The sequence below is a fragment of the Nocardioides sp. zg-1230 genome (assembly GCF_013155335.1).
In the GTDB taxonomy this organism is placed as follows: domain Bacteria; phylum Actinomycetota; class Actinomycetes; order Propionibacteriales; family Nocardioidaceae; genus Nocardioides.
This window is the reverse complement of the sequence record NZ_JABJQZ010000001.1, coordinates 1,037,809-1,050,215: the sequence shown is the minus strand read 5'-3', so window position 1 is coordinate 1,050,215 and position 12,407 is coordinate 1,037,809. Positions and strand designations below refer to the sequence as shown.

Below are 12,407 nucleotides of genomic sequence, written 5' to 3'. Positions count from 1 at the left end.
GACACCTGGAGGGGGTTGCAACGGCCTCGAAGAGGCGGAGTCCCCGCTCGAGCGGGGGTTCTGCGGCCGGGGGCAGCCCCTCCCCGGGTCAGCCCTTGCGGCCGCGCAGCCGCCGGTAGGCGTCGAGCGAGCCCCGGCCCGCGGGGCTGTTCTCCAGGGTCGTCACGACCTTGCGCCGGGCCCGGAAGGCGGTGGTCGCCCGGGCCCGCTCGAGCTCCTCGTGCGCCTCGCGCAGCTCGCCGTGCAGCCGTTCCTCGACCGCCCGGAGGCGTGCGCCCTCCACCAGGAGGGCGCTGATCGCGTCGAGCGCGGGGGGCAGCAGCTCCTCGGCGGTCGCGGTGTCCGGGTCGGCGAAGGTGCCGGCGTCGGGGCCCAGCAGGTCGTCGAGCGAGCCGACGACGTCGTAGCCGCGCTCGTCGAGCACCTCGATCCAGCGCTGCGACAGCTCGCGCGCCCAGGCGTGGTCGGCCGGCGCGAGGCCGAGGCGGGCCGAGGTCACGCTCCGCGAGAGCGTCTGGTGGGCGAGCGTCTCGCGGACCAGGGGACGGTAGTCGGGGGGCGCGATGATCGAGGTCACCCGCTCGTTGATGGTGCGCAGCAGCGAGGTCTCGGGGACGCCGAGGGACGGGTTCTCCCGCTCGGCGGTCAGGTCGAGCGGCAGCGCGTCGAGCCCGAAGGTCCGCGAGAACCGGCGCCACAGCTCGCCGCGGTCCGCGCCCGGCGGAGGCAGCGTCACCAGGTGCACGCGCTCCGGCGGCAGCGAGGAGCCCCACCGCTCGAGGATGTCGGGGAGCTCCTGGACCGCCCAGAACCACGACCCGATGCGGGAGTCGCGGGCCGGGTCACGGATGGTGCGCAGGAACGAGGCGTACGTGATGTGGCTGCGGTGCTTGACGTTCTCCTGCCACTCGGCCGGGACCTGGCGCACCAGGTCGCGGGCCGACAGCACCAAGTGGACCTCGGCGTCGCCGAGCGAGGCCAGCGCCCGCTCGACCTGCGTCGGGGTCGCCCGGGCGAAGATCTCGTGGCTGATGATCGAGGTGCCGTGCCACTCACGGACCCCGGCGGCGAGCCGGTCCCACGCACCGACGGCCTCGGTCTCGATGCCGCCCCACGGCAGGGTCATCAGGTCGAGCGCGGCGAGGAAGTGGGCGTCGAACCGGTCGGCGGGGTAGAGGATGTCGTGCTCACGCAGGACCTCCTGGTTGCGGAAGAGGACGTCCTGGAGGTAGGACGTGCCCGTCTTCGGGCAGCCCACGTGCAGCAGCACCCGCCTGCTCACCGCTCCACCTTCCTCTCCCGGCCCGTGCGCCACCCCGGGTCGACGATCATCCGGATCGCCAGCTCCAGCACCTGCCGGTCGTCGGCGCCGCCGTGCCGGGACAGCCCGGGGCGGACCGCTGCGCGCGGTGCGAGGTCGGCGAGGTCGCCGACGACAGGGTAGCCAGCGCGGGTCAGGGCGCGGGTCGTGCGCGCCGCGGACGACGCGACCCAGTCGTGCTCCGTCGGGGGTACGACGACGGGCGGGACGCCGGTGTCGGGCATCCGCCTCTGCAGCGTCCGCATCAGTGCCGGCCGCTCGCCGATCGGGACGCGGAGGCCCACCACGGCCGAGATCCGGCGCGCGAGCTCGGCCTGGTCGGCGCCCGGCACCCGGACCTCCGGCAGGCGGCGTACGCCGAGGTGCGCGGGCAGCTGGTCGAGGTCGGTCACCACCCGGACGTAGGGCCGGTGCCCGCCCCAGCGGCGGATCGAGTCGTCGAGGTCGACGCGTGCGGGCAGCTGGTCGCGCTCGCGCCAGAACCGCAGCCAGTCGGCCCACGGCCTGCTGCCGTGCTCGAAGCACCGCTGGGTCCAGGTGTGGGCGAGCATCTCGTCGAGGGGGCCGCCGACCGCGACGACGAAGGGCCGGGGCCCGCCCTCGGGGCGGCCGCGACCGAGCAGGTGCTCGCGCGCCGCGGTGGTGACGACCGGGTCGCCGACCAGCCGGAACCGGCGCCGCCACGGCCGCGGGAGGCCCCGACGGACCGGGTCCGGTCCGAGCGCGACGAGGTCGTCGGCGAGGAGCGTGCTCGCCACGCGGAGCAGCTCGTGGGCGCTGACCGTTGCGGGGTCGACCGGCTGTGCGCCGAACCCTCCCGACGCGGCGCCCACCACGGGCAGGTCGGCCTTGCCCCGCCCGGCCGCCGGCGCGGCGAGCACCCGGTCGGCGAGTCGAGTGCGCTCGTGGTCGCCCTCGCCGCGGGGCCGCGCACTCGACTCCCGGGCGAGGTTGACCCGGCGCAGGAGCTCGAGCTGCTGGGCGCCGGGCAGCACGCGACCGGTCGGCGCGGGGTCGGGGTCAGACGGCTCGGTCCATGCCAGCCACGGCGTCGTACCGCCGGCGCGCAGGTGGGCGACCCACCCGTGCACGGACCCTGCCGGTCGGGTGGCGCTGCCGGTCACCGGTCCCGCAGCCGGCGCGCGGCGTCGCGGAGCCGGCCGCCGACCGTGTCGGTCGTGGCGCGGTTGGCGGCTTCCTGCGTCATCACGGTGAGGGCGTCGAGGGCGGCGCCGAGCTCGAGCTTGGCGCGCACCCGGTCGGGGTCCTTCCACTTCTCGTCCTCGGCAGGCCGGCGCGGGCGCAGGTCCTCCACGTCGCCGACCACGTCGACGCCGCTGCCCTTGATCCACTCGATCCACGCGTCAGCCTGCTGCTCGGCGAAGTCGTAGCGGTCGGGCGGCAGCCTGACCGGGATCGCCTTGCGGGAGACCAGCACCTGCTGGGCGAGCAGCTCGCGGATGAGGGCGTCGTACGCCGGGTCGCGCCACACACCGAGCTCGAGGCGACGGTTGAGCTTGCGCAGCAGGGAGGTCTCCGCGATGCCGAGCGAGCGGTTGTCGCGCTCGGAGTCGAGCGGCGCCCACGCGGGGTCGATGCTGAACGCCCGGCAGAACCGCAGCCACAGCTCGTCGCCGTTGGGCCCGCGGTCGTGCGGGACGGTGACGACGTGCACCCGCTCGGGGGGCAGCTTGGCGCCCCAGCGCTCGAGCACGGTCGGCAGGTCCATCGCGTTGAAGAACCAGGTCTGGCTGCGCTCGACCTTGGTGAGGAAGCGCTTGAAGGGCCACTTGCGGCCCTGCTTGATCGACTCCTGCCACGCCGCGGGCAGCTGCCGGCCGAGGTCACGGGCGGAGTAGACGAGGTGCACCTCGTTGCCGGCGAGGTCGTTCATCGCCTTGGCCACCTTGTCGGGCTTGGCGCCGGCGAGGATCTCGTGGCTGATCACGACGTTGCCGTCGGCGCGCTGCACCCGCCGCATCATCGCGTCCCAGGCGCCCTCGGCGTGCCCGGGCGCGCCACCCCAGTCCTGGTCGAGCAGGTCGAGCGCAGCCCGGAAGTGGAACATGTCGGAGCGGCCGCCGCGAGGCCCGGGGACGGTCACGCCGTGCCGCGCCAGCGAGGCGGTGTTGAGGAGCAGCCGGTCCTGGAGGTAGGTCGTTCCGGTCTTGGGGGCGCCGATGTGGAGGTGGACGACGCGGCTCATGGCGCTGATTGTGCCTGACCGAGGGCTCGTACGACGGCGCTGGGGCTGGGGCGGCCGAGCTGGGCGGCCATCCACGTGCTCGTCGCGACCGCCGCGTCGAGGTCGACCCCGTGCTCGATCCCGAGACCGGTCAGCATCCACACGAGGTCCTCGGTGGCGAGGTTGCCGGTGGCCGACTTGGCGTAGGGGCAGCCACCGAGGCCGCCGGCGCTCGCGTCGAACGTGGTGATGCCCGCCTGCAGCGCGGAGAAGGTGTTGGCGAGCGCCTGGCCGTAGGTGTCGTGGAAGTGCATCGCGAGCCGGTCGGTGCCGACGCCCGCCTCGGCGAAGGCCGCGACAAGGGCGGTGACGTGCCCGGCGGTCGCGACGCCGATCGTGTCGCCGAGGCTCAGCTGGCTCGCGCCGAGGTCGAGCAGGCGCGTGCCGGCGGTGACGACCTGCTCGATCGGCACGGCCCCCTCCCACGGGTCGCCGAAGCACATCGAGACATAGGCGCGCACGTCGAGCCCGGCCTCCCGGGCCCGGGCGACGGTCGGCTCGAACATCGCGAACTGCTCGTCGAAGGTGCGGTTGAGGTTCTTGGTGGCGAAGGTCTCGGTCGCGCTGCCGAAGATCGCGACGTGTCGAAGGCCGAGCTCGAGGGCCCGGTCGAGGCCGCGCTCGTTGGGCACGAGCACGGGGAGGTCGCGGCCCGCCTCGCCGAGCTCGGTCATCAGCTCGGCGGCGTCCGCGAGCTGCGGCACCCACTTCGGGTGGACGAAGCTGGTGGCCTCCACGATCGGCAGGCCAGCGGCCACGAGCCGGCGTACGAACTCGGCCTTGACCGCGACCGGGACGATCGCCTGCTCGTTCTGCAGGCCGTCGCGCGGGCCGACCTCGTAGATGGTGACCCGCGCGGGCAGGCCGTCGACGCGGACGGTCATCGGCAGGTCAGTCATCGGACGGCTCCACGACGAACAGCACGGCGCCGAGCTTGACGAGGTCGCCCGTGGTCGCACCGACCGTGGTGACCGTGCCGGCGAAGGGCGCCTTCAGCGCGAGCTCCATCTTCATCGCCTCCATCACCCCCAGCGTCTCACCCTCGGCCACGACCTGTCCCTCGGTGACGTTTGCGGCGAGGACCGTGCCGGGCATCGGCGCGAGGAGCGTGCCGTCACCGGCGGCGTGGGCGTGGTCGCCGAACGGGTCGGGTCGCTCCCAGGCCCACCGCTGGCCGCGGTGCACCACGTCGACGGAGTCGCGCTGCACGTTGAGGACCGCGTGCTCGTCACGGCCGTCGACGAGGAGGTGGACGGTGTGGTCTGCAGCCGAGACCAGTCGTACGTCGTGGGTGGTGCCGTCGTGCGTCACCTGGCCGCGGTGCCGGTCGACGACGACCAGGTCGGGGCCGAGGACCACCGTGTCGGGCGCGGGGTCGGCACCCATCCGCCAGCCGTCGGCCCGCCAGGGGCGCGGTGTGCTCCCCGGGGTCGGCATCGTGTCGAGCAGCACCTCGGTCCACGCGGCGAACACCCGCGCCAGGGTCGGGTCGGGCGCGGGTACGTCGTGGCGGTCCAGCCAGGCCGTGTCGATCGTCGCGCCGCGGAACTCCCCCGACGCCACCAGCGCGCGCAGGAAGCCGGTGTTGGTGGTGATGCCCAGGATCGCGGTCTCGCCGAGGGCGTCCGCGAGGACGTCGACGGCCCCGTCGCGGGTCGGCGCCCAGGCGATGACCTTGCCGAGCATCGGGTCGTAGGAGGTGGAGACGACCTGCTCGGGCTCCAGCGCGTGGTCGACGCGGACGCCGTCCCCCGACCCCCACCGGACGATCGAGGTGCGGCCGGCCTGCGGCAGGAAGCCGTGGAAGGAGTCCTCGGCGTAGACGCGGGCCTCGATCGCGTGACCGTCGAGGGTGATCGCGTCCTGGGTCATCGGCAGCGGCTCGCCGGTCGCGACGAGGAGCTGGAGCTCGACGAGGTCGACCCGCCCGCCGTCCACGCGCACGACCTCCTCGGTGACCGGGTGCTCGACCTGGAGGCGGGTGTTCATCTCGAGGAAGTAGAACTCGCCGGTGGCGTTGTCGAGCAGGAACTCGACCGTGCCGGCGCCGGTGTAGCCGCACTGCCGCGCCAGGGCGACGGCCGACGAGGTGATCGCCGCACGCTGCTCGTCGCTGATCGTCGGGGCCGGCGCCTCCTCGAGCACCTTCTGGTGGCGACGCTGGGTCGAGCAGTCGCGCTCGAAGAAGTGCAGCACGGTGCCGTGGGTGTCACCCATGACCTGCACCTCGATGTGCCGGCCCGACTCGACGTACTTCTCCACCAGGATCGTGTCGTCACCGAAGGACGAGCGGGCCTCGCGCTGGGCCGCGGCGAACGACTCGTCGTAGTCGCCCGCGCTGCGCACGACGCGCATGCCCTTGCCGCCGCCGCCGGCCGCAGCCTTGACCAGCACGGGGTAGGCGAACGACGCCGGGTCGGCGGCGTCGGGACCGGTGATGGCGTACGACGGCACGACCGGCACCCCGGCCGCGACGGCGACCTCACGGGCGGCGTCCTTGCGGCCCATCGCGTCCATCACCTCGGCCGACGGTCCGACCAGCGTGATGCCGGCCTCGGCCAGCGCCCGGGCGAACGGTGCCCGCTCGGACAGGAAGCCGTAGCCCGGGTGCACGAACCCCGCACCGGTCCCACGCGCTGCCGCGACGACCTCGTCGATGTCGAGGTAGGACTCCACCCGCACCGCGCGGTCGGCCGCGCGCACGTGCGGCGCGTCGGCGTCGAGGTCGGTGTGGATCGCGACGCATCCCCAGCCGAGCCGCTGCGCGGTGCGCATGACCCGCAGGGCGATCTCGCCGCGGTTGGCGATCAGCAGTGTGTTCATGCGCCTCACATCCTGAAGATTCCGTAGCGGGGCTCGGGGATGGGCGTGTACGACGTCGCGGCCAGCGCCATGCCCAGCACGCGGCGGGTGTCGGCGGGGTCGATCACACCGTCGTCCCACAGCCGGGCGCTGGCGTAGTAGGGCGAGCCCTGGGTCTCGTACTGCTCGCGGATCGGCGCCTTGAACGCCTCGACGGCGGCGTCGTCCTCGAGGTCGGTGCGCACGGTCGCGAGCACCGACGCGGCCTGCTCGCCGCCCATCACCGAGATCCGGGCGTTGGGCCACATCCACAGGAAACGGGGGTCGTAGGCGCGGCCGCACATGCCGTAGTTGCCGGCACCGAACGAGCCGCCGATGACGACGGTGAACTTCGGCACGACGCTGCACGCGACCGCGGTGACGAGCTTGGCGCCGTCGCGGGCGATGCCCTTGTTCTCGTACTCGCGCCCGACCATGAAGCCGGTGATGTTCTGCAGGAACACCAGCGGGATGCCGCGCTGGTTGCACAGCTCGATGAAGTGCGCGCCCTTGAGCGCGGACTCGCTGAACAGGATCCCGTTGTTGGCGACGATGCCGACCTCGTAGCCGTCGATCCGCGCGAAGCCGCACACCAGCGTGTCGCCGTACAGCTTCTTGAACTCGTGGAACCGGCTGCCGTCGACCAGGCGCCGGACGACCTCGCGCACGTCGTAGGGCGTGCGGGTGTCGGTGGGCACGACGTCGTAGAGGGACTCCGCCGGATCGTGCGGCTCCTCGACCTCGGCGCGCGGCGTGCGGGCCGGGGTGACGGCGGGCAGCGTGTCGACGATCGAACGCACGATCGCCAGCGCGTGGGCGTCGTCCTCGGCCAGGTGGTCGACGACTCCCGAGGTGCGCGCGTGCACGTCACCGCCACCGAGGTCCTCGGCCGTGACCACCTCGCCCGTCGCGGCCTTCACCAGCGGCGGACCACCGAGGAAGATCGTTCCCTGGTTGCGCACGATGACGGTCTCGTCGGACATCGCCGGCACGTAGGCACCGCCGGCGGTGCACGAGCCCATCACGCTGGCGACCTGCGGGATGCCGGCCGCCGACAGGTTGGCCTGGTTGAAGAAGATCCGGCCGAAGTGCTCGCGGTCGGGGAACACCTCGTCCTGCATCGGCAGGAACGCGCCGCCGGAGTCGACGAGGTAGATGCACGGCAGGTGGTTCTCCGCCGCGATCGTCTGCGCACGGAGGTGCTTCTTCACCGTCATCGGGTAGTAGGTGCCGCCCTTGACCGTTGCGTCGTTGGCCACCACCACGCACTCGCGACCCGACACCCGCCCGATGCCCGCCACGACCCCGGCGGACGGGACCGCGAAGTCGTCGCCGCGGCCGCCGTCGTACATGCCGTACGCCGCAAGCGGCGCCAGCTCCAGGAACGGGCTGCCCGGGTCGAGCAGCCGGTCCACCCGCTCGCGCACCAGCAGCTTCCCGCGATCCGTGTGCTTCTTCCGCGCGCTCTCCGACCCGCCCTGGCGCACCCGCGCCAGCCGGGCACGCAGGTCGTCGACGAGCTCGCGCATGGTGGGGGCCGCCCCGGTCGCCGGGGCCTGTGACTCGGACACGACGTCAGGTTAGCGATCGTTAACCTAACGTGTCCATCGCGGCGCATCCCCGCCGCGCATCGCGCGTGGACATACCCCATCGGCGCAGGATTCCGCGGTGACGACACGCCAAGGCGACGGATTCTTTACCCAAAACTGGTGTAGGCGCCGCACACACCTAGGGGTGTAGCGCCTACGATCTACGATGAGCGTCGGGTGCACGGATCGGGGGATCAGTGGGCCGCTGCGGGGTTGCGGCCCACTGCAGCACCTGGGTTGGACGGGGAGGCACGAGTGATTCCGCTGGCAGTCTCGGAGGCGCCACAGCGCCTCATGCCGCTCCCCACACCACGGACGCCGTGGTCGGGGTTAGCAGGCACTAACCTCGGCGTCGTGACTCCCCGCCGCCAGCAGATCCTGGACATCGCGGCCGACCTCTTCGCCTCCCGCGGGTTCCACGGCGTCTCGGTGGCCGAGCTCGGCGCTGCCTGCGGCATCTCGGGCCCCGCGCTCTACAAGCACTTCGAGTCCAAGGACGCGATGCTCGCCGAGATGCTGGTGACCATCAGCGAGACGCTGCTCGCCGAGGGACGTTCCCGCGTCGCCGCGGCCGGCACACCGCGCGAGGCACTCGAGGCGCTGGTCGAGTGGCACATCGAGTTCGCCCTCGAGCACCGGGCGCTGATCGTCGTGCAGGACCGCGACTGGAGCAGCCTGCCCGACGAGGCACGCGAGCGCGTCCGCGCCCTCCAGCGCGCGTACGTCGACGAGTGGGCCGCGCAGGTGCGCCGCCACGACCCCACCCTCAGCCCGGAGGCCTCGCGCACCCGCGCCCACGTCCTCTTCGGCCTGCTCAACTCCACGCCGCACAGCGGCCGGCTGCCCGATCCGCAGATGCACGACGTGCTGCGCGACATGGCCCACGGCGCGCTCGGCCTCGCCTGAGCCGAGGCGGGCATCGGGCTCCTCACCAGGAGTCGAAGGGACTCTCCAGGCGCAGCAGGCGCGCGGCACGGACCGCCGCGTCCTCGGCGACCACCAGGTCGTCGACGTCGGTCCCGCTCGGCCCTGGGGCGTCGGAAGCGGCCTCGCCGGACCCCGCCCCAGCCCCGGCGGACTGCTGCCCGACCGGCTGCCGGAGCCGGTGCAGGTCGCGCAGCACCCGCTCGCGCGAGAGCCCGCGCAGGTGGGTCAGCACGAACGGGTCCGCCTGGATCAGCCAGGCCAGCTGGGTCAGCACCGCCAGCGCGTGCGGGCACGGGTCGAGCCAGGCGTCGCACGTGCAGGCCGAGCCCAGCTCCCCGCCGTAGGGCAGCAGCTCGACGCCGGCCTCCTCCACCGCCTCGACGAACGCGTGCGGCAGCTGGCCGGCGAGGAGCGCCGCGATGCGACCCGACTCGGCAGCGACGAGCTCGGTGAACGCCGCCGAGTCGGTGTCGTCGAGGACGGGCACGGTGACCTCGACGGTGAAGACGTCCTGGCCCTCGGTCACCGCCGCGACCGCGCCGCCCTCGGTGACCGTGATCGCCCCGACCGCCCCGGACCGGGCCAGCGCCCGCCCGGAGCGGAGGTCCTTCTCACCGAAGGCGGCCTCCTCCACCGCTCGCAGCACCGCCTTGCTCCACCAGGTGCCGCTCCCGCCACCCCGGCGGGCGGGCAGCCGCGGGTGGGTGGTGGCCGTGGCGTCGGACGCGCTCATCGGCGGGCTCACCGTCGTAGTTCCACGAGGTCGCGGAGCTCGGCGTCGGAGAGCTCGGTGAGCGCCGTCTCGCCGCGCGCCAGGACCGAGTCGGCCAGCGAGCGCTTGCGGGTGAGCAGCTCGGCGATCCTCTCCTCGATGGTGCCCTGGGTGACGAAGCGGTGGACCTGCACCGGCTTGGTCTGCCCGATCCGGTAGGCCCGATCGGTGGCCTGGTCCTCGACGGCGGGGTTCCACCAGCGGTCGAAGTGGATGACGTGGTCGGCGCGGGTCAGGTTGAGGCCGGTGCCGCCGGCCTTCAGCGACAGCAGGAAGACCGGCGTCTCCCCCGCCTGGAAGCGGGCGACCATCGCGTCGCGCTCGCGCACCGGGGTGCCGCCGTGCAGGAACTGGTGCGGCACGCCCACGGCGGCGAGGTTCCGCTCGAGCAGCCGCGCCATGGCGACGTACTGGGTGAAGACGAGGACCGCACCGTCCTCGGCCATGACCGTGCCGACGAGCTCGTCGAGCAGCTCGAGCTTCTCCGAGCGCCCGCGGAGCTTCGGGTTGGGCTGGCGCAGGAAGTGGGCGGGGTGGTTGCAGATCTGCTTGAGGCCGGTGAGCAGCTTGAGCACCAGGCCGCGGCGGGTCTCCTCGTCGGCCTCCTCGATCCGACGCATCGACTCGCGCACGAGGGTCTCGTAGAGGACGACCTGCTCGCGGGTGAGGCCGAGCAGGTGGTCGGTCTCGGTCTTGGGCGGCAGCTCGGGGGCGACACCGGGGTCGGACTTGCGGCGGCGCAGGAGGAACGGACCGATGAGGTCGGCGAACTGCCGGGCCTTGGTGGGCTCGAGGCCCGACTCGATCGGACCGGCCCACACCTTGCGGAAGGCGTTGCGGCTGCCGAGCAGGCCGGGGATCGCCCAGTCGAGGATAGACCAGAGCTCGGTGAGGTCGTTCTCGACGGGGGTGCCGGTCAGCGCGACGCGCGCCGTGCTCGGGATCGTGCGCAGGGCCCGGGCCGCGGCGGAGCGGGAGTTCTTGACGTGCTGCGCCTCGTCGGCGACGACGAGGTCCCACGCGACCTCCGCGAGCAGCTCGGCGTCGTTGCGCATCGTGCCGTAGGTCGTGAGCACGAAACCGCCGCTGACCCCGTCGAGGTCACGGGCGCTGCCGTGGTGGCGGCGTACGGCGACCCCGGGCGCGAAGCGACGGATCTCGGCCTCCCAGTTGCCGAGCAGCGACGCCGGGCACACGACGAGCGTGGGGCCGCCCGCCCCCGTGTCCCTCCGGTGCAGGTGCAGGGCGATCAGGGTGATCGTCTTGCCGAGCCCCATGTCGTCGGCCAGGCAGGCGCCGAGGCCGAGCCCGGTGAGCTCGGCCAGCCAGCTCAGGCCGCGGCGCTGGTAGTCGCGGAGCTCGGCCTGCAGCGCGGGCGGCACGTCGACGAGATCACCCGTGGCAGCCTCGCGGACCCGGTCGCGGACCGGGAGGAGGCTCGCGCCGACGACCGCCTCGTAGGGCGCGTCCTCGATGTCGACGACCCCGGTGAGCGTCGCCGCGAGCGCCTGGACGGGCGTGACGGTGCGGATCAGCCGCTTGCGGGCGCGCTTGATCACCGTCGAGTCGACGGCGACCCAGTTGTCGCGCAGCTTGATGATCGGGCTGGTGGTGCGGGCCAGCTCGTCCATCTCGTCGTCGCTGAGCTCCTCGCCGTGCAGCGAGAGCTGCCACTCGAAGCCGAACAGCGCCTGCGGCCCGAACAGGCCGTCCTGCAGCGCCTCCTCGCGCGTGCCGGCGGGCGAGCGGCGGCCCAGCTCGACGCGCTGGGTGACCTCGCGGTCGAGGTACTTCGGCCACATCACCGGGTGGCCCGCCTCGGTCAGCGCCGCGGCACCGCCGTCGAGCAGCGAGAGGATCTCGTCGGTGTCGAGGACGATCTCGTCGGGGACGCGCAGGTCGAGCAGCCGGTCGAGCACGGGCCAGGCGTCGGCCGCGGAGCGCAGGGCGATCGCGGCGTGGGTGCGGGCCCGGTCGCCGAAGCCGTGCGCCGCGTCGGGACCGGACTCGGCCCACAGCTCGGAGGCGTCCGCGAGGTGGGCGGGGTTGTCGACGGCGTGCACCTGCAGCACCAGCCGCACGGCGCCCGCGACGAGCTCCTCCTCGTCGGCCTCGACGCGGAACGAGATGGAGACCAGGTGCGGCCGGTCGTCGTTGCCCCGGGCGCGGATGCGGGCGATCCGCTGCTGGAGCTCGTCGCTGAACGCGTCGGGGCTGCGCGGCGAGGCCTCCGACGGCTCCCCCGACGGCGTACGACGTGCGGGGGCCGGCCCGCGGTGGCGCGAGCGTCCGGGGGTGGTGCGGGGCATGGTGTCGACCACGGCGTCGAGAAGCCCGCGCACCATGCCCTCGGCCGTCGCCTCGTCGAAGCCGTCCCAGGCACGCGAGCGCGCCAGCTCGGCGATGCGGCGCTCGTCGGCGGCGTCGAGCCCCGCGACCTGCCAGTGCCGGCCCTCGGGGTCGGGCGCGAACCGGCCCGAGGCCACCAGCTGCAGGCCCATCAACGCCGCGCCGGCGAGCAGCGCGACCGACGGGTGCACGTCTGCCTGGTCTCGGACCTTGCCGAGCACCGGCAACGCACCACGGATCGGCATCACGATCGTGCGGCCTTCGTCGGTGAACTCGACCGAGCCCTCCCGGGGCGGTTCCCCCACCAGCAGCCTGGCGGGACCGGTGACCGGGACGAAGCTCATCGATCCCCCTCCTGTCCCC

9 protein-coding genes are annotated in these 12,407 nt (G+C 73.5%); 1 reads left to right on the top strand and 8 read right to left on the bottom strand.

The genetic code is table 11. The features are described 5' to 3' along the window. Nucleotides 1-88 precede the first annotated feature (88 nt). From HOO61_RS05095 to HOO61_RS05070, 6 genes are read right to left on the bottom strand one after another with little or no spacing between them, the layout of a single operon-like run. Complete coding sequence (locus HOO61_RS05095) at nt 89-1,282, bottom strand: hypothetical protein (protein WP_172257466.1); 1,194 nt, start codon at nt 1,280-1,282, stop codon at nt 89-91. Continuing rightward, complete coding sequence (locus HOO61_RS05090) at nt 1,279-2,412, bottom strand: hypothetical protein (RefSeq protein ID WP_172257464.1); 1,134 nt, start codon at nt 2,410-2,412, stop codon at nt 1,279-1,281. Before HOO61_RS05090 ends, HOO61_RS05095 begins: the two co-directional genes overlap by 4 nt. A gap of 29 nt (nt 2,413-2,441) precedes the next feature. After that, nucleotides 2,442-3,527: a hypothetical protein gene (locus HOO61_RS05085; protein WP_172257463.1), complete on the bottom strand. Its 1,086-nt coding sequence runs from the start codon at nt 3,525-3,527 to the stop codon at nt 2,442-2,444. Then, nucleotides 3,524-4,465 carry a hydroxymethylglutaryl-CoA lyase gene (locus HOO61_RS05080; RefSeq protein WP_172257462.1) on the bottom strand — a complete coding sequence of 314 codons (942 nt, stop codon included), beginning with the start codon at nt 4,463-4,465 and terminating at the stop codon, nt 3,524-3,526. Before HOO61_RS05080 ends, HOO61_RS05085 begins: the two co-directional genes overlap by 4 nt. Beyond that, on the bottom strand, nt 4,458-6,389 hold the full coding sequence (locus HOO61_RS05075) for a biotin carboxylase N-terminal domain-containing protein (RefSeq protein ID WP_172257461.1): 1,932 nt from the start codon (nt 6,387-6,389) through the stop codon (nt 4,458-4,460). The genes HOO61_RS05080 and HOO61_RS05075 overlap by 8 nt, the downstream gene beginning before the upstream one ends. A 5-nt stretch (nt 6,390-6,394) precedes the next feature. Beyond that, nucleotides 6,395-7,936, bottom strand: a complete 1,542-nt coding sequence (locus HOO61_RS05070; protein ID WP_172258162.1) for an acyl-CoA carboxylase subunit beta — start codon at nt 7,934-7,936, stop codon at nt 6,395-6,397. 414 nt (nt 7,937-8,350) lie between these two features. Between HOO61_RS05070 and HOO61_RS05065 the strand changes: the two genes are divergently transcribed. Then, nucleotides 8,351-8,902, top strand: coding sequence for a TetR/AcrR family transcriptional regulator (locus HOO61_RS05065; RefSeq protein WP_367650032.1), 552 nt, complete (start codon nt 8,351-8,353; stop codon nt 8,900-8,902). A 22-nt stretch (nt 8,903-8,924) separates the two neighbouring features. Here HOO61_RS05065 and HOO61_RS05060 read toward each other — a convergent pair whose 3' ends face one another. Further along, nucleotides 8,925-9,656, bottom strand: coding sequence for a hypothetical protein (locus HOO61_RS05060; RefSeq protein ID WP_172257459.1), 732 nt, complete (start codon nt 9,654-9,656; stop codon nt 8,925-8,927). Nucleotides 9,657-9,664: 8 nt separating this feature from the next. After that, entirely contained in the window at nt 9,665-12,388 is a 2,724-nt protein-coding gene (locus HOO61_RS05055) for a DEAD/DEAH box helicase (protein WP_172257458.1), read from the bottom strand. Between the last annotated feature and the right edge of the window lie 19 nt (nt 12,389-12,407).